Genomic DNA, 25375 nt, shown 5'->3' with positions numbered 1-25375 from the left:
TTTGCCGGGAGGTAAGGTTCCCTTAACCTTCGTCGACCGGCAGGAGGAGCGGCGCCAGGTTGGGGAAGCGTTCGGCCAGCCACTCGTAGGGGTTTCGGTCGTGCTTGCCTCCGACGCCCCGATTGCACTCGATGCACGAGGGGACGATGTTGGCGAGGCTGTGCTCTCCTCCGCGGGAGAGGGGCATCAGGTGTTCGATCTCCTCGTAAGGGCCGCCGCAGAAGGCGCAACCGTAGAGGTCGTATTCCTCCCAGTCGGCAAGCATCTCGTCGACGGTGAAGGGGACGACGGTTGCGGCGGCTTTGCGGGCACGATAGAGGATCCGAGACTTTATTAGGTGAGCCTTACGGCGCTCTTGGTTACTCTCTCGCCAGCGCCGGTTGTACTCCTGTCGTTCGGGGCTCTGGCTACGCCCGCGATCGTGCTGTGCTGCCCGGGCGGGGTGCCCCTTGCGCCAGCGCCGGTTGTACTCCTTCCGTCCTTCGGCGTTGCTGGCGTTCCACTGGTGTCGGCGTTCCGACGTGCAGCGCTTACAGATGGTCATCCGTCCACTCGCGCTCGAACTCTGCACGCTAAACCCGCCGTACCCCTTCACTGCGAAGCACCTCCCGCACGCCTTCGCCTCCACCCCCTTCTCCCGCATCGCCCTGTTGAACCGCATCCTGGCTGTTCTGTCCGCCAGCGGACTCATGGTCTCCATACGCCAAAAGCCCCCTGGCTCCGGAGAACCAGGGGGTTGGGTACTGCGCTCTACTTCTCGGCGTCGGTCGGCGAGACCTTCTTCCGGGCGCTCTCCGCCACGAGGATCGGCAGCACCACGGCGCCGACGAATCCGACACGATCGGCCACGCTCGCCGTGATCGACGGTACGAGGAACGCCAGCGCCAGGACTGCCGACGTCAGAGCCGCCCGGAGGCGGACGGGCTCCTGACTGGCGAAGACCTGGAGGGCGACGTAGACGCGGAGAGGGACGTCCTTGACGGCGTCTCTGACCTTGCTGAGAAAGTGCTTCATGCAGCGTCCTTTCTAGGAGTGGGATCGTGCGTACTGGCGGCGGGACTCGTCGGTGTAGATGTGGGCTACGGCGATCTGCAGCTTCGAGAGGAACAGCTCCCGCGTTCCGTCGTTGGTGATCGCGTAGTCCGCGTCCGTCGACGTCAGGGCGCCTTCCGATTCGTGGGTGAGCTGGGGGACGCCAGGGCGGTCGATGTGCAGGAGGTGGAAGCCAGCGGCGCGCAGGGACTTGGCCTCGTTGGGGTAGCGCACGTCCGTGATGACGACCGGTACGCCGGCCTCGTTGGCGTCGCGGACCTTCTTCAGTGCCGTCCGGAGCCAGAACTCCGGGTCGATGGCACGGATGGAGGCGCCCAGCTCCTGGAGGATGCGGCGAACTTCGGGCTCACGGTCCTTCGCGCGCTCCCAGCCGTGTTCGCCGACGAGTGCGGACAGCCTCGTGGATTCCACCACGTCGTAGTATCCGGCCAGATCCTCCACGATCGGGTCCGTCTTTAGCGCCGCATCCTTCAGCGCATCCGCGAACCCGATCCGCCGGTACCCGCGGTTGTCGACGAGCCACTGTCCGGCGGTGTCCTTGCCGACTCTGGCCCGCCCCATGATGCCGATGTTCCCCATGCGCCCCACTCCCCTTCACTCGGTGTACCTGAGTTATGGCGGGGTGGGGCGCAGATGTTTCACGGGGAGTCCGTGATTCTTATGGAGTGCTGACCGACACGTTCCGCCAATGCGGCTTGTTCGCCGTCGACGCCACGGATCCCGTTGACAGGTGGAAGTACCCGCCGCGGAATGCAGTGTTCGCAACGTTGATCGAGACCGGCACCGCGAGGTCAGTCCGCGTCAGGGTGATGTCCGTTGCGGTCATGGCAATCGTGAAGCTCATCCATCCGCCCGCCGTGGGCGCCGTGGTGGAGACCGTGGAGCCGATCTGCGTCCCGGCAGTGACTCCCGCAGCATGGGTGTACAACTGCATGTCACCGTTGCCGCGGATCGCCATGTGGTAGCCACCCGACGCGTTCGCCTGGCTGAAGCGATACGTGTCGTCGCTCGCCTTGCCGAATGCCACGCCAGCGTGTTCCGTCGCCCCTGGAACGCCCTCGTACATCATGTCGAACTTCAGGGTGTACGCGGCTGGCGGAGTGGGGTTGCTCAGCGATCCCATGACGACGCTGCGGTTGGGCAGGGCGTTGATGTACGCCGACGCGCCTGTGTCGTCGAACTTGAGCGCCGACGCCTGGTCGTAGTTGATCGTCCCGAGGTCCCCCGGTGCCTTCACCTGCGTGGCGAAGTCGTCGATCACGCGGCTTGGTGCGCTGCGCCTGACGTAGATCAGCTCGGAGCACATCATGCCCTTGACGCCCAGTCCGACGAGGCGGTCACGCTCGCTGCGACGGTGCACCTCCCACGCGATGACTGGCTTCCCGCGGGCGACGATGGCCGTGATGCGAGCGTCAGCGGTGAGCGTCGGAACGCCCCATGCGTCGATCAGGGACTGATCCAGCGCGTTCATCTGCGCGTCCGTGGTGGCTGCGTCGACGTAAGCCCACGTGGTGAAGCCGGCCGCCTTCGCCCACGGCCAGGATGTGGCCTGGTAGTAGTTCTTCCAGACGACGGAGTCCTTCGCCTGCGGGTAGAAGTCCGTCAGGATCTGCTGGACGACCGGTACGGATGGGTTGCTCTTGGCCTCCAGGAAGATGACGACACGGCCAAGGAACCTGTCCAGAACCTCGCGCAGCGTAGGGATGGGAGCGTCCACTCGCCCCTGCCCCAACATGAGGCGGCCGTTCGTCAGAACCTTGTACTTCAGGGCCGCGTAGTTCCAGTCGGAGACGTTGCCCGTGGCGTACGTCGTACGCGAGAGATCCTCGTCATGAATGCATACCGGGACTCCGTCGGCCGTCAGACGTACGGACACCTCGATCGCCCGTGCGCCGGCAGCTACGGCCGCTTCGTACGCTTCTAGCGTGTGCTCCGGGAACTCCCCGCCCGACCCGCGGTGTGCGATGTAGAAGAGGGACGACGACAGCAGCGAGGTTGCGGGAACCACGGCCCGCGGGAGGGCCCCGACGTCAGCAGCGGTCAGAGACACCGCTCCGGTCTGTCCGTTGACGGTGGAGATCAGTCCTCCGCCGCCTAGTTCCACGCCAGTTCCGGGCCAGGCGCCGGACGCCTTCGGACCGTAGAGCTTCACAGCCCCGACGGTCTTGTCCACGTACATGTCGCCGTTGGCGCCCAGGAGCGGCGATGGGGTGCCCGTGCCCGTCAGGATCGATGCTCCTGCTGGCCCTGTGGGGCCAGGAACCAGTACGTACTGACCCGTTGACGGATCCGATGGCGCGATGTCCGCGATGGAGACGATGGGGACGGCCGACGGGAGGCGGATGGCGTAGGTACGAGCCGCAATGTCGGTGAACTTCTCGCTGACCTGATACGCCCAGTCCGTGGGCTGCATGTCCATCTGGTCGGTGGCGATCAGGAGGACGGAGAATGCGCCGGTTGCGTCCAGCGTCACCGACGCCGATCCGGCGCTGATGGTGTCCGCTCCGGGGAGCGTGACGAGGCTCGGAGCTGCGATAGTGACGGTCCCCTTCAGCGGGGTTCCATCAGGTCGTAGGTAGCGGCCGGTCAGAGTGACCGTAGCGATTCCTGCGGGCATGGTCATGCGCCGTCACCTCCACGGTGGGGCCGGACGATGATGAGGTGCTCTGCGTCGTGGCCGGCCTGCCACTCGCGGACGCGGGAGACGCCCTCGCGCACGTCGTCGATGTCATTGCGGACGTCGTCAATGCGGGCGTCGAAGCGGGCCTGAAGGCGCGTCCCCATGACGTCAAGGGCGTCCAGGGTGGCGGCGCGGGTCTCCGCCCCCTGTGCCGTTACGGCGTTGTGGGTACGACGGAGAGCAGGAAAGGCCGCCACCACCGCCGCCCCCAGAACGGAGACAGCGGTGATGATGGCGACGAGGATCTCAGGGCTCACGTCGTCACGCCTTCGCGGTGAAGCCGTGCTTGGCAGCGAGCTTCCTCAGCGACTCCAGGCCGACGGAGCCCTTCGCAGCGTCCCCGGTGTAACCCACACGACGTCGGAAAGCGTTGTATGCCTCGTCCGTCTTCGTCCCCCACGAGCCGTCGGCCGCGTAGTTCGAGGAGAGCAGTCCCTCCGCCCTCAGGGCCGCTTCAACGATCCTGACCTCTGCGGGGTAGGTCGTGTGGCCTGTGGCCGCTGGAATGTCCTTCGCGCGGGCAGAGTTGAGGTGCGCGACAGAGACCGTCGGCTTCGTCGCAGGCTTGGCGGGCTTGGCCGGCGTCGCGGGAGCCGGAGTCGCCTTCGGAGCAGCCTTCAAGATGGCCGCGCGGTCGATGTTGCCCGGGTCCCAGTGGTCGTTGCCCGGAACGTGGCAGTGACCGTAATGGCCACCCTTCGTCGCCCACGTGGTGCGGTTACGAGACGCGCCAGGAGCGCACGATCCACCTGGCCAGGAGTCGGGGACTCCCCACGAGCGGATCGCGCGCATGAGGGCGACGAAATTGGGGCCAGGCTTCCAGTAACCGGTGAACGGTGCGGACGCGCGGGCGAGTACCTCGATCTGGATACAGACGCGACCGGTGCGGTTCGTCCGCGTCCCGCCGTCGTTCTTCAGCGCGCGGGCGGACTCGTTGAGCGGCCCGTACTGCCCCAGCCGGTCCGTGGTGGGGTCGTACAGGATGTGAGGTTCGGCGCCGATGTTGGCCAGGTAGTCGCCGACGTTCTTGAACGGACCGGCACCGTGGCCGCTCTCCGTGGTGTGCCAGACGACACGACCGGGCGCCGTCGGCGAGTCCATTGCGCCTCCGATGCTCCCGTCCCCCAGTCGTTCGGCTTCCTTGATCCAGATTTCACCCATTGGTGATCCCCTCCAGGGCATGAAAAAGGCCCCGTCGCTGCGGGGCGTGGTCTGTGCGTGAGTGCTGCGCGGGGCTTAGTCGATGGAGAAGCGGATGCCGTCCAGGGAGAGCCATTCGCTCTTCGAGTTCAACGGCATGACGTAGATCATGCTGCCGTCAGGAGCAATGCCGATGCGGCCGGAGAAGTAGCTCGTTCCCGATGTGTTGACGAAGTTTGCCGCTGCCAGGAAGTAGCGATACCCGCCGATCGGACGCGCCTCCGAAGGAAGCGTCGCGAAATGAACGTCCACATTCGTCACGAGGTCCGTGCTTGCTGCCGTTCGCCGAATTGTTCCGCGCAACTGCACCTCGTTGTTGATGATTCGGTACGCGGGCGAACCTGATTGCGACGTGTATCCCGTCGTATAGGCAATCGGCTTCCATACACCGGGGCTGAACGGGCGCCAAACGTTGTCGCCGTCTCTCCGCTCCCAACGATCCTCAGCGGCCAGATAGGTAATCATCCCTGGAACGGGTTTGTAGTTTCCGGTCAACGTCGCAGCGCGTGCGTTGGCGTTGGGGAACCGCATGACCGTCAACGGAACGACTCCGTTTACCAGTGCCTGCAGCGCGGTTTCGATGTTGGGCGCGTCAGACAGTACCGGGTACTGAACGTTCTGACCGTAGCTATCGGGCTTGGGCATTCTCGGTGCTCCTCAAAGTCCTTACGACGCAAGGGCGCCGACGACAATCCAATTTCCGTCCGGGTTGAAATCGACCTTCACCGTGTCGCCAACTACCGGGGATGCGTACGCCTTCAGCCGACGTACCTTCGCAATGGGTCCGCGGGCGGTGATGATGTCGACCGTGCCGTCCCCGTAGACGGCCGCCACAGAGGCCAGACACCAGCCGGAGGACTCCTGGACCACGGTGCGGCTGGCAGCCCGCTGTACGGCGTCTGCGAGCCTCTGACGAGGGTTCATGGCTACTCCTCCTTCCCGCCTCGCAGGACGAGGGACGCGGATCCCTCTGCTGTTAGGGGTGTCGTCACGGACTGCACGATGAACAGCTCCTTGCGGCCGGCGTAGGACACGCGAATGCAGTCACCGCCTTCCAGCGCGGCATTCGGAATCGCGTCGATCGACGTCGACACATTCGGCGCGATGGCGTCGAACAGCGCATAGTCCGCAGCTGCCTGGCAGGCTCCGACGGTCGTCCACAGGGCGGAGGAGATGAATTTCGGAACGTGCCCAAAGGGGCCGCTCCATCGCGTGGGGCTCGTCGGGCCTGTGTCGTACGCAACGGCACTGACCGGGGCCACGTTGGAGGAGGTATTTTCTCCGCTTGCCACAACGGCGTTGTAAACGGCCGTGCGTGACATTTGCCGAGACGATTCCATGAGCGTTCCGCCCTCGCCCTCTGCGATGTCCCACACAACGCGTGATGTCAGCACCTGCGGAACGTCAGCGATGACGAAACGGTCCAGAGCGTCGACGTAGATCTCTGCCTGCATTGCCAACGCCACTTGTTGCACGGCGTCCCAACGGTCCGAATTCGCGTTCCAAGTGATAACCGCACACGAGGGATTTCGCGCGCCTGCCGTTGCGTTGACGATTACGGCACTGGGAAGTGTTTGACGGATCAGATATTCGATCGCGTCAACGCAGGTTGTGTAGCCACGGGTTGACGTCGGCACCATGAATTTGTCGTCGATGATGTAGCACTCCGACGACTGCCCAGTGAGCGTGACCGGTCCGAGGAGGGTGTCCCCCTGCGGCTCGTTGATGCGAAACGTGCCAAGCGGAATCATCTCCGTGGCTCCGCCGGCGTATCGAACGCCGCGGGAAACCATCAGCGTCTGTCCGTAGACTGCGAGAGGGTCTAGCGCTCCCCATGGAAGGCGCTTCGGATCTGCGATCGTCAGCGAAAGCGAGCGACGTACCTTGCTCCCGCGATCCACCGTGACCGACCCATCCGCAATGGGGAGGTCGGCCACGGTTACGGATCCGGCGTACATGGCGGTCACCGACGCCACCATGGAATGGGACGTCGTCAGGGTCTGCAGGAACTGCGGTGTGACGGTCTGCATCCCTATCCCCCATTCACTCCGGTGTAGACGTCCAGCCACGAGGTAGCGGCGAACATGACTGCCATCCAGTCGGCGTTGTTGTCGTTCACGGTTTGCCACGTGCGGCCGGCGCTACCGACGGAGCCACCGAAGGGGCGATCCACCTCGACGAGCGGGATCGTCCATGTGCGATCGCTGTACTCCGCGTAGTCCACGATGGGCGCCTCGGTGACGTCGCCGATCTGGACGTAGGCGTCAGTCTCACCCCAGAGGTGCGGCCACTGGACGAGCAGCGTGTTTCCGGTTTCCAGCAGCCACCACATGTCCGCCAGATCCTGAGCGGTCTCGGTGACGAGCGTCATCGTCCCCTCGCGCGATGTACGCACGTCGGAGATGATGATCGGTCGTGCGCGTCCGCGGACCGCATTGACGCCCTGGCGTGCTTTCCGCGTCCACTGCGGCTGTCCGCCGGCAGCGACTACCGCTGTCGTTTGCCTTGCCGGGAGCCCGGGATCTTTCAGGACGATCTCTGTGGGTGGCGGCTCGGGGATAACAATGGGCGGGGATCCGGTCGCCCGGTAGGACGTCGGCGTTGTCCACACCTTCAGGTAGTAGGTGACCGTGGTCCCTAGCGGCGCCTCGTAGTCTTCAGCAACAGCCGTGTCGCCAGTGATCGAGACTTGCGACAGATCACCCACGGGCCCGCGAACGGCTGTCATGGAGCCGTCCTCCCCCATCCGCCACAGACCCCAGTAGGTGTAGCCACCCGTGGTGAGTCCCTGCACGAAAATCGAGGCGCCGAACCGTTCCGGTACAACATCAGCCACCACCGCTAGGCCGCCAGGCACGATTGATACGTCGTCGATGTAGATCGATTCAGCAATCTCAGGTGACACGATTCGGAAACTCACGGACAGCGAGGCAGCTCCGGTGGGGGCAACCGTGCTCGTCTGGGGGGTGTACCAACCGCCGGTAGGCGTTGGATTCAGCACCCACTGCAGATCAGTCCACTGGAGGATCGTGTCTGCGGCGTCGCACCATGTGTAGCGAGTGACGAGGTAACGACGCTCGGTGCTGGGCCCCAGCCGCACCCGTGGGGTCGCCTGATACCCCTGCCGTGGGGTGATTGGAACTTTGATGGCCAGTTCCACCGTAGTGTCAGCAGCGATGCCAGCTGTCGGGATGACCTGCAGAGACGCGATGCTCTCATAGGCGTAGTCCGTGGACCGGCTGATCGTGCAGCCGCTGACGGCCGTCCATCCGCTGGCGTCCACCTCCATGCCCGCCACGTTGTACGGGAGCAACTCCCCAGCGGCCTTCGGCGCTACTCGGAGCGCCATTTGGTCGTAGCGCCATACTTGCGACGTGGAGCTGAATGCACTGTCCAACATGATGCGACAGTTGACGGCTCCAACTGGAGCGGTGCCGATGACCGCGCACCGTGTCCACTGAGCTGCGGGCAGGACCCACGATGCAGCTGTCTCGGTGTAGGTGCCATCGGCGGCATACCAGCGAATCGCCGTGACCTGTGCCGCGCTGGCCTCCGGCGCGTACGCCCACGCATAGGCGTGATACTCAACGCCGGGGGTCACTGGCTGCACCACGTCAGTCCCCACACGGGCTGACCCAACCGCGGAGCTGCCCACTTTCAGTGAGCGCCACCCCTCGTACGACAGGGCGGACTCCGACGACGCCAGCGCCGTGCCGTAGGTGCGCCACCCACTGACGTCCAGCTCACAGCCCTGCACCGCGTATGGGAGCAGGTTGCCCGTGATGGTGGCGGGTACCCCGAAACTGATCACGTCTACTACCACCGTGGCGCCCAGCGTCAGTCCGGTGATTGTGAGGGTGACGGACGCGAACGGCGCCCCCGCTGGCGCCATGGACAGCAGCATCGGAGGTGGAGTCATCCATGCAGTGGTGGACGGCAGCGTCACGGCCGTTGCCGTGGTGGAGCTGACTGCCGTCCCTCCGGACACGGCTGCATACCAGTCGACGCGTACAGTCGCCGTCCGCCCTGCGGCGACAGCGACATTCGCGAAATAGGCGTACGCCATGTACTCGCGTCCAGTCGTCACAGCCACGCGCGCGGACGTCGTGGCTGTGACAGTGCCGGCAGCGGACGCCGTCATCCCGAGAGATGCGGCGCCCACGTAGAAGCGGCTGGATTTCGACAGCGTGGTGTTCGCTCCCGCCGTCCAGCCGCTCGTGTCGGTCTCGATGCCTGACGTGTTTGGTGGCAGGAGATTCGCTGCAACGCTCATCCGCCGTCACCACCTCGCTCACCCGGGGATGGGTGGTTCTCCGGGTTGTACGGATCGGGCTCCGGAGGTGGAGCCGTGTACACAGGCGCCGGTCCCGGATCCGGATCGGGCTCCGGGAAGGGGCCGATCTCGGGTTCCGGAAGTGGCTCCGGCAGTGCCTCGCTCATCAGATCCACCGTCCTGTCTCGATTGCCGACGCCGTGGATGCGTCGTGTGCTTTTAGAGAACGCGACCCGCCTGGAGCGCACGGCCTGTGTCGGCGTCGTACAGCTCAATGCGGGTGTCGATGATGCCGCCCACTTCGCGGCCGTCCAGGTAGGTATGCGACTCCACGGTGATGTTGGGCACCGTGACCGCTCCGCCCTTCTGGCTGGCAGCCTCACGGAAAAGATTCCGGCTGTCGTGGTTGCTGATCACCTGCGTCGGAGTGAGGCCGAACGCCAGCTCCGGACCGTTCTCGCCGACGACCGACCACTCACCAACGGGCGGGAACCCGCCGTTGGCGTAGCCGCCGATCTTCCCGTACGCCTTGCCCAGGTTGCCGTAAGCAGCCTTCGCGTAGCGCATGGAGGAGTAGACGTTCGCCAGGGGGTCGACGGAGACTCCGTTGAGGAACGGCCCCTTCTTGCTCATGGATCCCGCGTACTGCTGGAACGTCGGCCGGATGACCTGCATGAGTCCCGTCGACGGGTAGCCGGCGCGGGCGTTGCTGTCCCAGTTGTTGACTGCGCGAGGGTTGCCGCCCGACTCCTGGTTCATGCGCGCCAGCGTTACGTTCGCGTACGACGAGGGGTTGCCCGTCAGACGCAGAGCCTGATTGACCACTCCGCGCCAACGCTGCACACCGGAAACGCCGTTGCCGCCCGGACCGCTACTGGTGAGGTAGGGCATTGGATCGACAGTGTGGCCGCCCAGGCGTGCTTCCAGGTGGAGGTGTGGACCAGTGACGTTGCCGGTCGCACCCACACGGCCGATCACCTGACCCTGCTTCACGTGCTGGCCCGCACGCATGAGGATCTTGCTCATGTGCGCATACATCGACGACAGGTTGCCACCGTGGCTGATCATGCCGTGGATGCCGTAAGGGCCACCACTCGTCGACTGCGACACGGTGCCGTCAGCAACGGCCTTGATCGCTGTTCCGACGGCTGCCGGGAAGTCGAGCCCGGTGTGCCGGCCGCTAGACCACATCAGGCCGGCCTTGCCGAATCGCGTCCCGTAGGGAGCGTTTACCGGCTTGATCCAGGAGCCGCCTCCGCCACCGCCACCGCCTCCGAAGTCGAAGAGGCTCAGCGCCTTGGCCTTCAGGCTGTTGAGCATCTGACCGGGCATCTTGGCAACGGACTTCGCCCAAGGATTCGTTAGAAGCGCCTTGAGCTGGCCCGTGATGAAGCCCTTCGCCTTGTCAAACAGTTTCCCAGGATTGGCATAGTCGGCGACGTCAGAGACGAAGTCCCCGACCTTGCCAGCCTTGTTCTTCACCCAGCCGACAACTCCGCCATCCTTGAACGCCGGCATTCCGTCGGAGATCGCACGCTGAACGCCACTGATGCCGCCTGAACGGGCAGCAGCATTCCACTGATTGATCTTGTCTGCGCCAACTGCACGCGTCCACTCGGGGCGCATGACGGCCTCACCGCCACCAACCGCGATGACGCGATCGTCACGGCCCGGGGAATAGCCGGACATGATGCCGCCAGTGTGGAACCCCTTCAGGTCCATCTTATGCAACTTGCCCGCGCCCGTGATCCCAGCGACGCCGTTCCACAACGGGACGATGCCCTTGTTGTAGACGTGATCGATGATGAACTTGACGGGTGCCTTAGCGATTTCCTTCAGTTTGTCCCACTGCGTTTTGATGTCGTCCTTGGCGCTCTTGAACGCCAGCGCAACGAGTTTCATGGCAGCCTTGATGTTGTCCATCGGAGGCTTAATGGCCTTGTCGTACAGCCAGACAGCCTTTTCCCCGATGAAGTCGAAGACGGGCTTGATGACCTTCTTCCACAGCCAGTCGACCACTTCGCCGAAAGCGTCGATCTTGTCCCCGGCGTCCTTCATGGCAGGCTTGATGGCCTTGTCGTACAGCCACTTGGCCTTTTCGCCGATGAAGCCGAACGCGGGACTGATGGCCTCATCCCACAGCCACGTTGCGGCCTCGCCGATTGAGTCGAAGGCGGGCTTGATCGCCTTCTCCCACAGCCACTTAGCGATTCCTCCCAGTACCTGGAACGCCAGGTAGGCGGGGAGCAAAAGAGCTGTGACCAGTGCGGTGAACAGCAGCTGTGTTGCCTCCGCGATGAAGTCGAACGCCGGCTTGATGCCGTTCGTCCAGATCCACATCGCCACGTCACCAACCGCCTTGAGAGCCGTCCAGATGGCGGAGAACGTGGGCTGCAGGATGGTGCTCCACAGCCAGGTTGCAGCAGTTGCGATGGCGCTGAACGTGGTGTCGACCGCTATGCGGAACCAATCCCAGTGCTTATAGGCGTAGATGACGCCGGCCACCAACAGCCCAATCGCGACGAGGATAATCGTCACGATCGCGACAATGGGGTTGGCCTCAAACGCGAGGTTGGCCTCCCACATCGCAGCGGCCCACCCCTGCGTGAGCAGAGTTATCAGGATGACGGCGGACTTGTACGCCACCATGACGACGCCGAAGGCGACCATCATCAATTTGATGGCCTTTACGGCGGTCCACATCAGCCACAACGCCTGTACGGCCTCGGGACAGTGGACGGCTATCCATGAAATTCCGTCGAGAATAGGCTTCATTACGGCGAACATGGTCTGAGACAGCGGCGCAATGGCCTTAGCTAGATCCAGCACAGAACGCAGGACGTCACCGATAAAGGACGCCAGTCCGGGGGAGGTCTCCTTGACGTACGCCAGGAACTTCTCAAAGTCGGGACTGCCCTTCAGGCTCGTCCCCCACTTGGCGAATCGGCCCGTGATGCTGTCCGACTTCGTGACGATTCCGTCCATGTGCGGAAGGAAGGCGTCGATCACACCCGCAATGCCCTTGATGACGTTCCCGAAGGCCGTTCCGAAGCCGACTACTGCCGGTTCGACGCGCTCTTTCAGGTCAGCCTTGAAGCCTTCCCAAAACGGCGTCTTCATCTGTGCCGATGCCTTCTCCATCAGCGTCTGAATTCCGGCTGCCGCCCCGATCACAAGCGGTGTCAGACCAGGAAGGGAGTTCTTCATACCGTTCACGCCGTTGGTGAAGAGCGGGAGGACTTCCGGCTGTAGAGACTTCTGCCAGTCGTCGAATGCCTGCTTCAGGCCCTTCGGACCGGCGATGGCGTCGAAGAGATCCCGCTGTGGGGCGCTCAGCTTCGCGAGTGCCTCGCTGTACTCATCAGTCTTCGTGATCGCGGAGGCGGTGGTGTCGATGCCGGAGAGACGAGCGGACTCAACTCCCCGTTCCGCGGAGGCGATGCTCTCAGCCGCGGACACCTGAGCGTCGGCCGACGCCGTCATAGCATCAGAGACACCCCGCTGAGCGTCGACGACGTCCTGAGCTGCGCGACTCTGCGCGCGGGCGGCGTCCGACTGAGCGTCGGCTACGGCCATCGCCTGGTCGCGGACGTCCTTCTGTGCGTCGGCTACCGACTCGATCTGATCCTTGACGCCCTTCTGAGCATCGGCCACGCGCTTGTGTGCGGCGGTGACGAGGTCGGATCCTTCGACGCCGGCTTTGGTCTGCTTCGCTGCGTCCTTCTGCAGGTCGGCGTAGTCCTGCTTCTGCTCCCTGGCCTGCTGCTTCGCCCGGTCGTAGGCCAGCTGCGCCGCCTCAACCTGGAGCTGAGTGGCCGTGCCGACCTCAGCCGACGCCAGGGTCTCGTTCAGATCCTGCTGCGCCTGCTGGACGCGGAGAGTTGCTTCCCGCTGGTCCAGGGCGCCGTCGGTCAGCCGGTCCTGCAAGTCCTTGAGCTGCTGTGCGGCGTCGCGACGGGCCTGCGTGAGATCCTGCTCCGCCTGGCGCGCGCTGACGTTGGCGTCGGTCAGAGATGCCTGTGCGTCACGCACCTTTCGGTGGGCAGCAGTCAGAGCGTCCTGCGCGCGAGCGATGGTGTCCGCAGACTGCCGACGCTGATCCGCGGCACGCTGCACGGCGTCACCTACAGCCCGTTCGGCGTCGGCTATCTGTCGGCTAGCCTGCTCCGCGGCGCGTGCTGCGTTGCGGTGTGCGGCCGACAGGGTCGCCTGAGCGCCAGCCATTTGCAGGGCGCGCTGTGTTGCCTGGACTGCACGCTTGGCGCCGTTGTCCGTCGCCTTGTTGGCCTCGTCCTCCGCGGCCTTCTTCGCCGTGATGGCGGTGGTCACACCCTTGATGGCGGGAATGGCCGCCAGGGCGAGAGCGCCCACGCCAGCACCCGCAGCCGTCGCCATCGCAGCGATGGAGCCGAGACCAGCGAGAAGCGCGGGAGCTACAGGAATTGCGGCCAGCGCCACAATCTGAATGCCGAGAGACATCAGGGCACTAGACGCCCCGGAGGTGTCCGCCAGTGCCTTGATGTGGAAGATCTTGGTATCGTCCGCCATCGCGCGGAGCGCCTGGAGCTGTGCAATGGCGGCAGCAGCGTCCACACTGACGTCAATGTCAGTGCGCTGCATGCTGAGGACTCCGAGACGCGTTTGGATCGCGGTGATCTCCGCCAGAGCTTCCCCGGCGTCGATGTCGATTCCAACGCGAGCGTCTGAGAGCGCCTCCAGCCGAGCCCGCAGACCCTGAATCTCAGCGCGTGCCGGCGAGGTGTCGGCGTCGACGTTGATGTCTGGGATGGACGCCTGCGCCTCCGCCACGACTGCGCGGAGCTTGGCACCAAACGCGCCGTCGACTTCTACCGTGACGGTCTTTCGACCGCCGATTGCCGCGATCTCCGCCCGGATCTCCGCAAGTGCGGCGCGGGCAGTGGCGGTGTCGGCGCGAACAGCGACGTTCGGATGCTGTGCGCCCAGCTCCCGGAGCTTCTCCTCCAGGCGCGTGATCTCCGCTTCCGCGGCCTCCGCGCTGACGTCGATGCCGATCCGTTTGCTACTCAGCTGCTCCAGCTTGGCCCGGATGCGGGCGAGTTCGGCATCAACACCCGTGTCGCCCAGCCTGATGTCCAGCTTCGGCATGGCCTTGAACGCAGCCTGGAGCTTGCGGCGGATGGAGCGCGCGAACGCTCCACCCGCGTCGTCACCCTGCTTGCCAGCCGCGCGGACGCCCAGCTTCCCGCCCTGATTGATGGCGTCCGGGATGGCAATCACGATGTTCTTCGAGATCGCCTCCCCCATGCGCTTGCCGGCCTCTTCGCCGACCTTGTCAGCGATGGGGAGGACGAGGGCTTTGAGCTTGGTGTGGAACTGGGGGATGACCGGTACGACGTCGACCGCCGCACCGCCCACAATGTCAAGATCCGGCATCCTCACGCCTCCTTCGGCTGGTTTCTCAGCCGCGGGTCAAGCGCGCGGCGCATCTCGTCAGTCATCCGCTTCGGGGACGCAGACGCTGGGGCGACCCCCGGTCGGGGTGTGGGTGTGAAGTCGGGCGGGGTTCCGCCTGCAGCTGCGATGGCCACGGATCGAGCCAGCACCAGTTGATCTTTGATGTCCGCCAGGAGCATCATTTCGCTACTCCATGCCGCCTTGTCCGGGCGGAACTCCGGCGCAGGGGCCGATGGATCGGGCTCAGGTGAAGCGTTGCGAAGGGCGGTCTTCGTCGCGCTCTCTGGCGGCAGATGCTGAATCAGCACCCGCAGCCGGCGCAGCGACAGGCGTCCGCGGTAGACGTCCAGGAGGTCAATGCCGCGGAACGCCAAGTCCGCTTCTAGCGCTTCCGCGTGCTCCGCGAGGACTTCGCACGTCCAGAGGACTTTCCCGGGGCCTCGCCCGTGGACTCCATGGCCTTCGTGGTGAAGTCATTGATGTCCTCGAAGGTGGCGTCCAGCTCGATGAAGGACTGGACGTCGTCCTCGTGCAGCACGCCGGCCGCCCAGCTGTCGTAGTCGCCGTTCCGGAGGGCTCGCAGGTACGACGGCCGCCACTTGTTCGCTGGCTTGATGCGCAGGTCCACGCCGTCCAGAGGGACGGTCGCGTATTCCTCGGACGCCTCGTTCTCCTGTGCCTCAGCGGGGGTGATGTCAGTCATGGGCGCGGGTCTCCTATGTCAGGTGATTGTGGTTCTGCGCGCGGGTCTTGTGGATCTGATGGGGATGAAGCGACGCCCCGGACCCGCGCGGTACAGGGCGTCGCTGGCTGTGTTACGGCGTCTCGGGGAAGAAGCTCGTGACGTCGATCCCGCCGTACTTGATGGAGCGCTTCACGGCCGCAGCGTTCGCAGCACCCTTGAAGAACTTGAACGTCATCTGCAGCGGCATGACGTCGCTGGTCTGCGGCTGCTCGTCGCCACGCTCGACCACGAGGCCGTTGGGGGCGTAGAGCCGCATCCGCTTGTCGCCGTCCATGGTGTCGAAGAGGAACGCGTACCTCAGGTCGGCCGGCTTGTCAGGGAGGTCGTACGTCACGACGTCAGTCGTGGGCTCCAGATCCGCGATCGGCACGTTGTCGTACAGGGAGCGGACGAAGGGGTTCATCGCCTCCAGGAACGTGACCTGAGCCGACTTCACGGACTTGGTCATCAGGGTGCGGATCGGCTCCAGGCTGCCCGCCGCTTCGACGTCCTTCGTCTCGTCCTCGCGTTTGAACAGACCGCCTTCGGTCGTGATCCAGCCCAGGTTCACCCACGGGCTCGCGGGGTCCGCGAACGCGGTTGGCATGGTCGTGTTGACTGCCGCCGCATAGACGACGTAGTCAGTTGCGCCGAAAGTGAGATCGGCATTGCGGGTGTCCGCCATGATGCCTCCAGGGCATGCGTAGGAGGCTCCGCGTAGCGATACACGGAGCTGAAGAAGGGGTTACGCGGCCCGGAGGCTCACGGTGTAGGTGGCGCCACGTCGGTGAATCGCCTCGTTCGCCCAGGGTTGGCGCGAGGGGCCGGCGTCGCAGCGGACGGAGCGGACCACGGAGGCGCCCACAGGGCCGCTCAGGAAGACGAGGGCGTCTCGCACGCTGTTAGCTAGGGTGCGGGCCTCGTCAGCCGTTGCGGCGAAAACGTCGACGGCAACGCGGGGATGGAGCGAGAAGCGATCGTCCGCCCCGCCTATGCGCTCCACGCGGATCATGGGAAGCGTATCTTCCAGGTCCGCGGGGGTCTCGGCAGCAGAGAAGACGTCGAAGGTCTGCTCCAGCCACGGCGCTAGTACTGCCTCGATGTCAACCACGGTGCACCGCCTTCACGGTGTCCACCGCGCGCTGCATCACTGCATAACGCGGGACTCGCCCATCTCCGGTTTCCACGCGCCAGGCGTGCGGAGCGGTGTTGATGACTGCGGCGCCGAAACGCATTCGGGGCTGACCACGGAAGGGGACGTTCTTGTTGACCGGGATAACGTCGAAGGACCGCTTGTACCAACCGGGGTGTTTGTCCTCCGCCGGATCTCCGACGGGTGCCGTCGCCTGTGCGACGTGCATGATCTTGACGGCAGCGTCTCGGCATGGCTTGGCGAGCCACGGGCGACTGACCATGCGGCCAAGCCCGATGTACTTGCCGGCGTACTTCGATCGGTACGCCATCAGCCAGTCACCTCCTTGAGGGTCGCCTCCACGCGCGCAAGCGACGTCAGCGGGAAGATCAGCGGTCGGCCGACTACCTCCCACACCTCCGAGCCGTCCTCGTTGGCGATGCGGTCGGACGGGCGGACGTCGGTGCCGAGAGGGGCCGCGAACACGCGTCGTGTCTCGACGGTGTCGCTCGCCTCATGCGTCTCCGAGGACGAGCCGACCGTCACGCCGTACGGGCTCATGACTGCGCAATTGTCGACGCGGATGCGCACGCGGGGACCGGGCACCCACGACCCCGTAGAGTCCCGTACCCGCTCCCCCGCGCGCTCGATGTACCAAGTGGCCGACATCAGGGCCGCGATCAGGCTCATGCCTGCCGCCAGGGGTACGTAGAGATGCGGGTCTCTGCGGGGGCGATGTTCAGCATCCCCGCACCCGATGCCATGCCGACGGCTCGTCGGAGTCGGCGCCGCTCGTCGTCAGACAGGATCACGCCTGTCTGCGAGTCCGCGTAGGACTGCAGCATGCCGCCCGCCTGCTCCGACCGAAGCCCCTGAGGGTTGGTCAGGATGCGGGCAGCGATGCTGAGAGCCACAGACTTGATGCCATGCTGCGGAGGGACGGAGATCCGAGCCCCCACCTCGCCACGGATGGCGTCCTCCGCCAGCTCGTGCGCCAGTTCCGCTCGCTCGTCACTGATCGGCGTACCGAGGAGGGCGCGAAGCTCAGCCGTCAGAAACAGCATCACCAGCCGCCTTCCGTCGCGCCGGAGCGCGCTTGGCTGGAGCCTTCTTCGCGGCCGGCACCGGAGCGGGCTCCGTGAGTCGACTTGCAATGGGCGGCTCCAGCCACGCCTTCGGGTTGGTGATGAGCGCCTGTGCCCACTCCGGGACCTCGTCCGCGGGGCCGAACACGTGGGCGCGCCCGTTCTCATCCGTCACGTGGACGTTCGTCTTCAGGGTTGCCATGCGTGAATGCCTCGCGTTTCAGGTCAGAGGACGTCGGCGACGAACGTGAGGTCGGGAGCCGCCACGACAGGGAGAGCGATGGCGGTCGCACGGGTCCACACGGTCTGGGGGTCCTCCGTCTTGTATGCGCCGACAGCCACGCCGGCAGCGTCGCCAGCCAGGCCGTATCGCGCGTCGTCCGCCTCCACGGGGACGCCCCACAGGGTCTGTCCCAGCGCGTCACCCTGCGCCGGCAGGAATAGGATCTTGTCCACGGGGGTGACTCGCGTCGCCACGCCGTTCACGGACACCTGCGCGTCGTAGATGAGCACGGGCGGGATGTCGTAGTCGCCGAGCACGGTGTTCAGCGCATCGCGCGTCAGCACGGTGGGCGGGTTCAGCGAGTTCGCGAGCTTCGTCAGCCCGGTGTTCCGGCGCAGCCAGTTGTAGGCGGTGCGAGACATCAGGGTGTACGCGGGGAGCTGACCGTTCGTGGCGTTGTACGTGTCCAGCCAGGTGGTCAGGTCGCCATAGGCGTCCGCCGAACCGAAGGTGCTCCACGGGGTCGACGCCGTGACGGAGTGCGCAGCGTTTCGACCGAAGTCGACGCCGGCCTGTACGCCGTTCTCGTTCAGGTTGACGCTGCCGTTGAAGAGGGCCTCACCGCGCGCCAGCTCCATACGGGCTTCGATCTGACGGGCGAGTCGCACGCCGTCGTCCAGCATGGCGTCACGGATCTCAGCGTTCTGGGTGTCGACGTTCCGGCGCTTGATGCGCTCGTACTCGCCGACAGGGATCTTCCGCGAGATGGGCGGCAGTTCGCCGGACACTCGCGCGCCACCGGGACGGACGCCGACGTCGGCCGACGCGTCGTAGGCGCGGAACACCGCAGCCTCGGTCAGACCGCCGCCACCGCGCGTGAAGCGGTAGGAGAGATCGTTGATGGTCCGGTTCGGGAGCCAGCGGTCCAGCGTGAGCTGATTCTCGTCACGGTCGGCCAGGGCCGCACGGGCGTACCCGGTCAGCTCCGCCGGGGTCGCGAACTCGTCAATGAGCTGCATAGTTGGTTGTTACCTCTCTCAGACGAAGATGACGCGAGCGCCAAGGTCGGTCTTGCCGGCGGTGTCGACAGCGACGGGGAGCTTGGACTCCTTGACCGCGCAGTGGACGAGCATGGATGCGACAGCAGACGTGAGCACCTGGCCGCGCTTGGTCACGACCTCCACGCCCGTGTAGAGAAACCCGACGCAGGTCTGACGTCCGTCGCTCGCAGCGTCGTCGTAGGGGCCGTACTTCCCGCCGGTCGTGATCTTGCCCAGTGGGATGCCGCTCTTGATGTAGCCGTCCGGGTAGTGGGTGCCGGAGGTGAACTTGCTGACGTCCAGCGTCACGGACGGAGCGATGTCCGTACCGTGCGCACCCGCCAGCCAGTCACGCCGGTCCTGAGAGAAGCTCTCAGTGATGAGTCCGAGATTCATGAACGATCCTCCTGTGAGGGGTCGGTTAGTTCTTGCCGTGACGCTGGCGGTACAGGTCCGCGCCGGTTGCCGTGGTGCGGGTGTTGCCGCCTACGTCGCCCCCACGGTCGCCACCCGCGCGATGCGGAGGCGGAGGGGTGCCGAGGTTGGAGGGAGCGAAGTGGCTCAGCAGATCGTCCGCGTCGGCCTCCAGTTCCTCCTTCGTGGAGCCCTGGAGGCGCTTGGCCTGCACAGGAGTGAGGCCCTTCTCAGCCGCCACGGTGATGCGCAGAGCGTCCGCTCGCGCCTCATCCCGCTCGCGCTCAGCGGTCAGGCGGGCAGTCTCCGCAGCGTCCTTTTCTGCCTGGAGCCGCTCTGCGTCGGTGAGGTCAGCGGCCTTGCGGGTGGCAAGCTCTGCTTCCGCGGCGCGAAGGCGCTCCAGCTCCGCAGCGTCCGGAGCCGCCTTGGCGGTCGCTTCATGCTTGCGGGCGTAGTGCCGCCAGTAGGCCACCTGATGATCGGTGGTCATCTCGGCGACGGGAGTTGCGTCCGGGTAGCCGTGCTCGTTGATGGCCGGCGGAGTCTCTGGCTCAGGCATGGTGATTTCCCCTGTCGGGAGTCGTCAGCCCGTGGCGGGCGTCAGGTCGGAAGGTTGATGTCAGTGCGGGATGTGAAGTGCTGTCCCTTGAAGCCCAGAACGGGCCCGATCTCGCCGTGATCGTTGGCGATGATGATCTTTCGGTAGTCGACCGCTCGCCCTCCGCGGTCGCTCTTCCCAAGAGCCTCTCCAACGAGGTCGTGAATGCGCTCAAGCTTCTCTTCGTCGACGACCTGGCCCGGATCCTCGTCGGCCGTCACGAGCTTGACGAGGCAGTCACAGCCGGGATGGATCGGCGCCAGGTCCCGTTTCCGGTAGCGCTGCGTGGAGGCGATCATGCAGAGAGCACAGTCGTACTCCCCCTGCAGCTCACGAACGGTGTACTCGAAGCGCGGCATGTCGTCGCCGACCTCGCGCACGGTGTGCGTCCGCGCTAGCTGCAGGTCGGTTTTAGCGATCGTCTCTAGGCGGTGCGCTCCGCGGTCCAGAGCGACGTCAAGCGACTCGTCGTTGCCGAGAGCCGCCCACACATCCTTGAACGGCCTCCGATAGACCTCTTCGGGGTCGACGTCGCGAAGCGCACGTCCGGTCACCCTGTCGAAGTCCAGGTCCACGCGGGGCCCGGTGCCGTCAATCTCGCGGTAGAGCTGCTCAAGGTAGGTTGTTGTCAGGCTCGCCACTCGTCGCTGTCCGGCCAGGAGTACAGGCAGCGCGGTCCGCTCGAAGCGTCGGACATCGCCCTCACGCCAGGAGCCGAGATCGGTCCATACGCGCGAGGTGCGTCCTAGGGTCGTCGCCCAGGTGTTGCGGACTGCTGTCCCGTACTGGCGGTCAAGCCGCGTCAGGGACATCTTCACGTCCGATCACGGGCTTGTCCGTGGGCTGCTTGGCCTCGCGCTTGGCCTGGAGGGACGCCGGCTGCGGGTCTTCCGCGGGTGCGGCGTTCAGAGCGTCGGCCGCGCGGTCGATCTCCATGCGGTCGATCTGCGATGGTGTGTAGCCCATATCCTCCATGCGCTGACGCCACGGGACGCCGGCACTGGCCTTCTTCACGGCTGCGTCGGCAAGCTCAGAGATCGTGCGGGACTCAGGGTCACGCCAGAGGGTCTCAGCGTCGAACGACGTTGCCTTGTCCTCGTCGCCAGTGACCTTGAAGGCCAGGCGCATGACGCTCTCCCAGCTGTCGCCGAACGTGCGCTGACGGTCGCGGACTTTGCTGATCAGTCCGGTTTCCGCGGCCTTCAGAGCGTCGCCGGAGACGTTGACTACGGCGCCGATCAGGTAGTGAGGAGGCGTGCGGCTGATGGCGGCCAGGTCTTGGACTGCAGCCTCCACGGCACGCACGTATGGGACGAGGTCCGTTGCGGCAAACTCCCCGAACTTCACGTCGGGACTGTCGACGGTCCAGAGCTTCCGGATGTCCAGCTGGAACGGCTGGATCGCAGCACCCGTGATCGGGTCCTCATCGACCTCCAGGCCGGCGGCGTACCGCTGGCGGAAAGCACCGTATTTCATCGCGGCAATCAAATTGATCAGCGAAAGGTTGATCCGGTTCTGAATCGAAAGCACGTCCTCGTGCTCCGCGAAGCCGTCCAGGGAGCGGTTCCGGCGGTTGACGAACGGGACGAGGGGGACGGCTCTCAGCTCGTTCGTCCACTGTCCGTCAGTGAGGGTGGGCAGCGAGAGCGCATCCCACTGCCGCAGCGTTGCCGTGCTGTCGTAGAAGGCGGGGTTGGCAGTCTTGGCGGTGAAGCCGTAGTTCATGTCGGGAGTCCACAGGGTGGCCACCGTCCCGCCAGTCCAATCGTCGCGCCGGAGCTTCAGCCCCGCGCGGATCTTGCGACGGTTGCCGGGCTCGTACTCCACGGCCACTTGGTAGGGCGTCTCATGGGTCAGCACGGGCCGGCCGTCGTCGCCCTTCTCGACAAGGACGAAGGCGCGTCGCTGCGACAGGGCGCCGTAGTGGACGAGATCGCTGTCCGCGTCCATCTGGTTTTCCTGCCAGATGCGGTTTGCGTCGTCGTCCGCGGTCTTGGCGGACTTGCCGCCCTTCGCAGCTCCGAAACGGAAGCCGTCGACGCCCATGCGCTCCGTCGGGGAGTCAATGACGAGGCTCGTCCAGTTGGTGCGAGCGTCCTTCATCCACGCGGCAACTTCTGCCGGGTCGACTCCGGGTACGTGCGGCAGAGGCGCGCGCCCTTCGGCGTAGCGCTTCAGGGTGTCCAGGCCCGGAGTGATCTCTCCGTTGCAGTCCGGACGGGAGTCGTCGCGCTCGTCCAGCAGTTTCTTCCCGAGTCGCTTGAGCCACCATCCGGGAGACTCCACCTGCGTGGCATCGATAGGCACTAGTGGACCCTCCTCAGAATGCGCGAAGGCGGCCAGTCCGCTTCTTACGCTTGGTGATTCCTGCTGCGACGGCGTCCGCGCGGCACTCGTAGGCGAGCGTGGCGCTCATGGCGGCGTCGATCTTCTTCGGTGACTTGGGGTGTTCCTTGCCAATGCCGATGTGGTTGCGGCCCATCGGGCGCCGCTTGGCGTTCAGCACGTGGCGGGTGAGCGTGGCACCCAACTTCGAGTAGGGCTCTTCGTCGTCCGCCTTGTCGGTGCCGGCGTAGGAGAGTGCCTTGTCGTCGACGGCCTCCACGAAGCGGTCCAGGGCGTGTTCCATGGCCGTCGGGCGCGTCGTCCACCACTCCAGCGGGCGAGCCTGTGTGGCGCTGATCTGGAGCCCTTCGCCATGCTCCGCGGTCCACTTATCCACGTAGTCCTGCCACTTGGGCGGGTCACAGTAGAAACCCGCGACCTCGTAGCGGTCGAAGGCGCGCGCAACGGCGCTGTCCACCGATTCACGGTCGACTTGCCAGCCTTCGCCCTCGGGGCCTTCCGGCTTCTCCCAGCAGCCGAGCAATTGCAGGTGGCCGTCAGATACGCGGCACGCGACAAGCGCGGTTGCGTCGTCGTTGATGGAGCCGTCGAAGCCGAGGGTCACTAGTTCGCCAGCGTCGATCTGCTCCGGGCGGCGGCATAGCTCCCAAGCGTCCGGATCCATCCACGCATCGGAGGAGGACGTCCGGGAGTTCAGGAAGTACCGCTTACCGTCCGCGGAGTCGTTACGGAGGTCGTAGAAATCATCGACCAGCGTGTCTTCGTCGATCCACTCCATGGCGTCGCCATATGCGTCGCGGAGGGCCGCGCGGAGCTGCTGCTCATCCTTCAGATCCTTGACGACGCCGTAACGGTGGTCGTACATCAACCTCGCGCGGCCACGCTTCTTGCGCCCCTCGCGGATCGCTTCAGCCTCTTCGTACGTACGCTCTGCGACGGAGTCCTGCCCGGGGGCGAACATCGTGGTCGTTTCGAGGTACCACGTCTGAGCGATCTTCTTCCGCTTGCGGAGGTTACGCGTCACCGTGGCGTACATGCGGCGGAGTTCGGGGGTGTTGTAGAGGTGAGTCTCATCGAAGCAGACCCACGTCTCCTTGCCGCCGTCCTTCGAGGAGCTGGAGGCGGTTGACGGCGTGATCTCTCCGCCGTCAGGAAGGTTGATCTTCGTCAAGCCCGGGTCAACGTTCGGAACGTGGCTCAGCCGCGCGGCGTCGTCGGTCAGGTTGAAATGAATCGTGTCGTACACATTTCCGGTCTGGCCCTCCTCAGTGGCCATGATCCGGAGGTACGGCACGGTGACCGGGCGGCCCATCGGCTCGCCGGCCTCGTAGGTGTAGCGGAAGCCCAAACCCCACGGGTCCTCGTAGACCTCCCCGCCCTCTGCCCAACCGTAGAACCGGCACGGTCCGAGAGCCTCGAAGAGGCCGAGCCGCGCGCCCAGTCCGCTCTTGTCGCAGCCCTTCGGGCGGGAGAAGAAGGCACTGTCGTACATCATGCGGCCGTCGTCTTTACCGCCCTCGCCCAGTGCGTAGCAGTCGACGACAAAGCCTGTGTACTCGTCGCCGTGGGAGACCGGCATGCCCTGGACGTCGCCAGGGCCATGAACAACGAAGTACTCCATCCACGCGACCGCGAGCCAGCCCAGAGAGCGGGAGCGGTCGTGTCCGGGGGCGCGTACCGTGACGTGCGGCATCGACGCCCCCTCTCGTTTGGTTAGCCGGTCAGCCTCGCTCGTCGTGAGTTGATGTCAGAGACGTTCTGAGGAGCCTGTACGGGCCTCTGCGGGGCGCTCACGGGGTCGTCGACCTTGAGCTTCAGACGGGCCCTGTCCTCCGGCGTAGCGCCGAACTTGGCGGCTCTCAGGCGCACTTCGGCGGCAAGCGTCCACTGACCCTTGGACCACATTGAGGTGTGCATGAGTGCCGTGTCCAAGAGGAAAGCCCAGTCGGTGGCGGTGAACGTGGATGCCTGCGGTGACTCACGCCAGGTCTGCCACCAAGCGACGGTCATGGGATGCCACTCGTAGTCGTTACCGTCCTTGTCGGCGCCTAGGACGCCGTCCGGCAGCTCAGGGCCGCGAATCTCGTCGTCGGCGGTGATGACCGTCTCCGGGTCTGCGGCGTTGCGCCGGCGTCGCTTGGTTGGGTCCTTTGGGGCGGGTCCACGGCCGGCCATCAGTCACCGTCCGACGTGGTCACGAAGACAGACACCGCAGGGCCGCTTTCGCCGCGCATGCGCCGGAGCGCGTCGCCTAGCGCGCGCTCATAGTCTGCCATCTCTGCGTCGGTGAAGACGTGCGTCTCGTCAACGCTGCCGTCGGGGAGCGTCACGACCTCGTGGTCGGGATGCGAGCACATACGGATACCTCCCGGGTAGGGACGACGGTCGTCGTCCCATGTCGGGAGCTACGCCGTCAGCTTGGTCACCACCGCGGAAAGGTCCGCGAGGATCGACGGGGAAGAGCCATGTCGGCGTCCCGTCATTGCGATGTACCGGCCGGTCCCGTAGATCTCCACGGCCGTACCGTCGGGGCGTCGGATGCGGCGTCCCTGTCGGACGTCCGCGCGGCCCCAGATGTGCAGTCCGTCGCCGGACGGGGACACCTCTACGTAGGTGGTGCCCGCGTCGCGCACAATGGCTGCTGCCCACGGCGCCAGGCGGCCCGTGAGCGGGTTGAGACAGTGGTCAAGGTCGATGCACGCGATGTCGTCGACGTCGCTCAGCACGAAGCCCAGACCGACGCCGGCCGACGAGGCGGAGGCGTCCTTGTAGCTGCTCCACGTCCGCGGGTCGGTGCTGGAGGCCGGCATGTCGCGGACCGTCAGCGGGACCTTCGTGGGTGAGCGTCGGATCCACCTGTCGCGGGTCGTCAGCTCGATGGGGAACGGGTTGTTCTTGGATGCGCGGTGCGACGCCATGCGGCAACGAGTGGAGCAGAAGCGTGCGCGGTGCGAGCGGCTGGCCTTCAGCGGCTCCGGGCACCAGGCGCAGACTACGTTCTCCTTCTCCATGACCCCATCCTAGCACGGCGCGTTACGGTAATACACGGTCTGACCTGCGACTCTTCAGAGCGTCGTCAAGCCCCCGGCGCGTTACGGTAAACCGCCTCCCACGCCCCTCAGATGCCCCCCAGGAGGCCCTGTGTGGGCGCCTGACGGCCTGCCAGGAGGG

General features: G+C 65.4%; 27 protein-coding genes. All 27 read right to left on the bottom strand.

Translation table 11 applies throughout. The features are described 5' to 3' along the window. Positions 1-22 precede the first annotated feature (22 nt). The gene (locus OG912_RS32190) at positions 23-700 is read right to left on the bottom strand and encodes an HNH endonuclease (RefSeq protein ID WP_327712384.1); all 678 of its coding nucleotides are present in this window, start codon (positions 698-700) and stop codon (positions 23-25) included. A 50-nt stretch (positions 701-750) separates the two neighbouring features. Next, positions 751-1014, bottom strand: a complete 264-nt coding sequence (locus OG912_RS32185; RefSeq protein ID WP_327712383.1) for a hypothetical protein — start codon at positions 1012-1014, stop codon at positions 751-753. Positions 1015-1026: 12 nt separating this feature from the next. After that, positions 1027-1632, bottom strand: a complete 606-nt coding sequence (locus OG912_RS32180; protein ID WP_327712382.1) for a deoxynucleotide monophosphate kinase family protein — start codon at positions 1630-1632, stop codon at positions 1027-1029. A gap of 79 nt (positions 1633-1711) precedes the next feature. Further along, positions 1712-3676 (bottom strand): glycerophosphodiester phosphodiesterase, encoded by a 1965-nt coding sequence (locus tag OG912_RS32175; protein WP_327712381.1) that lies wholly within the window; start codon positions 3674-3676, stop codon positions 1712-1714. Continuing rightward, positions 3673-3990 (bottom strand): hypothetical protein, encoded by a 318-nt coding sequence (locus OG912_RS32170; protein ID WP_327712380.1) that lies wholly within the window; start codon positions 3988-3990, stop codon positions 3673-3675. The genes OG912_RS32175 and OG912_RS32170 overlap by 4 nt, the downstream gene beginning before the upstream one ends. A gap of 4 nt (positions 3991-3994) precedes the next feature. Continuing rightward, entirely contained in the window at positions 3995-4834 is an 840-nt protein-coding gene (locus OG912_RS32165) for a peptidoglycan-binding protein LysM (RefSeq protein ID WP_327712379.1), read from the bottom strand. A gap of 135 nt (positions 4835-4969) precedes the next feature. Then, entirely contained in the window at positions 4970-5578 is a 609-nt protein-coding gene (locus tag OG912_RS32160) for a hypothetical protein (RefSeq protein WP_327712378.1), read from the bottom strand. Positions 5579-5599: 21 nt separating this feature from the next. Next, complete coding sequence (locus tag OG912_RS32155; protein ID WP_327712377.1) at positions 5600-5857, bottom strand: hypothetical protein; 258 nt, start codon at positions 5855-5857, stop codon at positions 5600-5602. Positions 5858-5859: 2 nt separating this feature from the next. Beyond that, complete coding sequence (locus tag OG912_RS32150; protein WP_327712376.1) at positions 5860-6963, bottom strand: DUF5047 domain-containing protein; 1104 nt, start codon at positions 6961-6963, stop codon at positions 5860-5862. 2 nt (positions 6964-6965) lie between these two features. Continuing rightward, on the bottom strand, positions 6966-9206 hold the full coding sequence (locus tag OG912_RS32145; RefSeq protein ID WP_327712375.1) for a carbohydrate binding domain-containing protein: 2241 nt from the start codon (positions 9204-9206) through the stop codon (positions 6966-6968). A 219-nt stretch (positions 9207-9425) separates the two neighbouring features. Further along, positions 9426-14621, bottom strand: coding sequence for a peptidoglycan DD-metalloendopeptidase family protein (locus OG912_RS40135; RefSeq protein ID WP_443061039.1), 5196 nt, complete (start codon positions 14619-14621; stop codon positions 9426-9428). Between the two features lie 2 nt (positions 14622-14623). After that, positions 14624-15016, bottom strand: a complete 393-nt coding sequence (locus tag OG912_RS32135; RefSeq protein WP_327712374.1) for a hypothetical protein — start codon at positions 15014-15016, stop codon at positions 14624-14626. Between the two features lie 8 nt (positions 15017-15024). Beyond that, complete coding sequence (locus OG912_RS32130; RefSeq protein ID WP_327712373.1) at positions 15025-15345, bottom strand: hypothetical protein; 321 nt, start codon at positions 15343-15345, stop codon at positions 15025-15027. Positions 15346-15457: 112 nt separating this feature from the next. Further along, positions 15458-16051, bottom strand: a complete 594-nt coding sequence (locus OG912_RS32125) for a phage tail tube protein (RefSeq protein ID WP_327712372.1) — start codon at positions 16049-16051, stop codon at positions 15458-15460. Between the two features lie 60 nt (positions 16052-16111). After that, complete coding sequence (locus OG912_RS32120; protein ID WP_327712371.1) at positions 16112-16477, bottom strand: hypothetical protein; 366 nt, start codon at positions 16475-16477, stop codon at positions 16112-16114. Beyond that, positions 16470-16829, bottom strand: a complete 360-nt coding sequence (locus OG912_RS32115) for a hypothetical protein (RefSeq protein WP_327712370.1) — start codon at positions 16827-16829, stop codon at positions 16470-16472. The genes OG912_RS32120 and OG912_RS32115 overlap by 8 nt, the downstream gene beginning before the upstream one ends. Further along, entirely contained in the window at positions 16829-17059 is a 231-nt protein-coding gene (locus OG912_RS32110) for a hypothetical protein (RefSeq protein WP_327712369.1), read from the bottom strand. Before OG912_RS32110 ends, OG912_RS32115 begins: the two co-directional genes overlap by 1 nt. 125 nt (positions 17060-17184) lie before the next feature. Beyond that, positions 17185-17562 carry a hypothetical protein gene (locus tag OG912_RS32105; protein WP_327712368.1) on the bottom strand — a complete coding sequence of 126 codons (378 nt, stop codon included), beginning with the start codon at positions 17560-17562 and terminating at the stop codon, positions 17185-17187. Positions 17563-17808: 246 nt separating this feature from the next. After that, positions 17809-18825: a major capsid protein gene (locus OG912_RS32100; protein ID WP_327712367.1), complete on the bottom strand. Its 1017-nt coding sequence runs from the start codon at positions 18823-18825 to the stop codon at positions 17809-17811. Positions 18826-18843: 18 nt separating this feature from the next. After that, the gene (locus OG912_RS32095; protein ID WP_327712366.1) at positions 18844-19242 is read right to left on the bottom strand and encodes a head decoration protein; all 399 of its coding nucleotides are present in this window, start codon (positions 19240-19242) and stop codon (positions 18844-18846) included. Between the two features lie 25 nt (positions 19243-19267). After that, positions 19268-19819 carry a hypothetical protein gene (locus OG912_RS32090; protein WP_327712365.1) on the bottom strand — a complete coding sequence of 184 codons (552 nt, stop codon included), beginning with the start codon at positions 19817-19819 and terminating at the stop codon, positions 19268-19270. A 41-nt stretch (positions 19820-19860) separates the two neighbouring features. Continuing rightward, positions 19861-20670, bottom strand: a complete 810-nt coding sequence (locus tag OG912_RS32085) for a hypothetical protein (RefSeq protein ID WP_327713595.1) — start codon at positions 20668-20670, stop codon at positions 19861-19863. Beyond that, positions 20651-22165: a phage portal protein gene (locus OG912_RS32080; protein ID WP_327712364.1), complete on the bottom strand. Its 1515-nt coding sequence runs from the start codon at positions 22163-22165 to the stop codon at positions 20651-20653. The genes OG912_RS32085 and OG912_RS32080 overlap by 20 nt, the downstream gene beginning before the upstream one ends. A gap of 13 nt (positions 22166-22178) precedes the next feature. Next, positions 22179-23897 carry a terminase gene (locus OG912_RS32075; protein WP_327712363.1) on the bottom strand — a complete coding sequence of 573 codons (1719 nt, stop codon included), beginning with the start codon at positions 23895-23897 and terminating at the stop codon, positions 22179-22181. 20 nt (positions 23898-23917) lie between these two features. Then, positions 23918-24379 (bottom strand): phage terminase small subunit, encoded by a 462-nt coding sequence (locus OG912_RS32070; protein ID WP_327712362.1) that lies wholly within the window; start codon positions 24377-24379, stop codon positions 23918-23920. Then, a complete protein-coding gene (locus tag OG912_RS32065; RefSeq protein WP_327712361.1) occupies positions 24379-24534 on the bottom strand; it encodes a hypothetical protein in 156 nt (51 codons plus the stop codon). Before OG912_RS32065 ends, OG912_RS32070 begins: the two co-directional genes overlap by 1 nt. Positions 24535-24609: 75 nt before the next feature. Further along, positions 24610-25215 carry a DNA primase gene (locus tag OG912_RS32060; RefSeq protein WP_327712360.1) on the bottom strand — a complete coding sequence of 202 codons (606 nt, stop codon included), beginning with the start codon at positions 25213-25215 and terminating at the stop codon, positions 24610-24612. Positions 25216-25375 lie beyond the last annotated feature (160 nt).

Source organism: Streptomyces sp. NBC_00464 (assembly GCF_036013915.1).
Lineage (GTDB): Bacteria > Actinomycetota > Actinomycetes > Streptomycetales > Streptomycetaceae > Streptomyces.
This window is presented reverse-complemented; position numbering and strand designations above follow the sequence as displayed.

Coding starts and splice junctions, on each gene's coding strand:
- OG912_RS32190 (WP_327712384.1), bottom strand. CDS start 700: ATGGAGACCATGAGTCCGCTGGCGGACAGAACAGCCAGGATGCGGTTC.
- OG912_RS32185 (WP_327712383.1), bottom strand. CDS start 1,014: ATGAAGCACTTTCTCAGCAAGGTCAGAGACGCCGTCAAGGACGTCCCT.
- OG912_RS32180 (WP_327712382.1), bottom strand. CDS start 1,632: ATGGGGAACATCGGCATCATGGGGCGGGCCAGAGTCGGCAAGGACACC.
- OG912_RS32175 (WP_327712381.1), bottom strand. CDS start 3,676: ATGACCATGCCCGCAGGAATCGCTACGGTCACTCTGACCGGCCGCTAC.
- OG912_RS32165 (WP_327712379.1), bottom strand. CDS start 4,834: ATGGACTCGCCGACGGCGCCCGGTCGTGTCGTCTGGCACACCACGGAG.
- OG912_RS32160 (WP_327712378.1), bottom strand. CDS start 5,578: ATGCCCAAGCCCGATAGCTACGGTCAGAACGTTCAGTACCCGGTACTG.
- OG912_RS32155 (WP_327712377.1), bottom strand. CDS start 5,857: ATGAACCCTCGTCAGAGGCTCGCAGACGCCGTACAGCGGGCTGCCAGC.
- OG912_RS32150 (WP_327712376.1), bottom strand. CDS start 6,963: ATGCAGACCGTCACACCGCAGTTCCTGCAGACCCTGACGACGTCCCAT.
- OG912_RS32145 (WP_327712375.1), bottom strand. CDS start 9,206: ATGAGCGTTGCAGCGAATCTCCTGCCACCAAACACGTCAGGCATCGAG.
- OG912_RS40135 (WP_443061039.1), bottom strand. CDS start 14,621: ATGCCGGATCTTGACATTGTGGGCGGTGCGGCGGTCGACGTCGTACCG.
- OG912_RS32130 (WP_327712373.1), bottom strand. CDS start 15,345: ATGACTGACATCACCCCCGCTGAGGCACAGGAGAACGAGGCGTCCGAG.
- OG912_RS32125 (WP_327712372.1), bottom strand. CDS start 16,051: ATGGCGGACACCCGCAATGCCGATCTCACTTTCGGCGCAACTGACTAC.
- OG912_RS32115 (WP_327712370.1), bottom strand. CDS start 16,829: ATGGCGTACCGATCGAAGTACGCCGGCAAGTACATCGGGCTTGGCCGC.
- OG912_RS32110 (WP_327712369.1), bottom strand. CDS start 17,059: ATGAGCCCGTACGGCGTGACGGTCGGCTCGTCCTCGGAGACGCATGAG.
- OG912_RS32105 (WP_327712368.1), bottom strand. CDS start 17,562: ATGCTGTTTCTGACGGCTGAGCTTCGCGCCCTCCTCGGTACGCCGATC.
- OG912_RS32100 (WP_327712367.1), bottom strand. CDS start 18,825: ATGCAGCTCATTGACGAGTTCGCGACCCCGGCGGAGCTGACCGGGTAC.
- OG912_RS32095 (WP_327712366.1), bottom strand. CDS start 19,242: ATGAATCTCGGACTCATCACTGAGAGCTTCTCTCAGGACCGGCGTGAC.
- OG912_RS32090 (WP_327712365.1), bottom strand. CDS start 19,819: ATGCCTGAGCCAGAGACTCCGCCGGCCATCAACGAGCACGGCTACCCG.
- OG912_RS32085 (WP_327713595.1), bottom strand. CDS start 20,670: ATGTCCCTGACGCGGCTTGACCGCCAGTACGGGACAGCAGTCCGCAAC.
- OG912_RS32075 (WP_327712363.1), bottom strand. CDS start 23,897: ATGCCGCACGTCACGGTACGCGCCCCCGGACACGACCGCTCCCGCTCT.
- OG912_RS32070 (WP_327712362.1), bottom strand. CDS start 24,379: ATGGCCGGCCGTGGACCCGCCCCAAAGGACCCAACCAAGCGACGCCGG.
- OG912_RS32060 (WP_327712360.1), bottom strand. CDS start 25,215: ATGGAGAAGGAGAACGTAGTCTGCGCCTGGTGCCCGGAGCCGCTGAAG.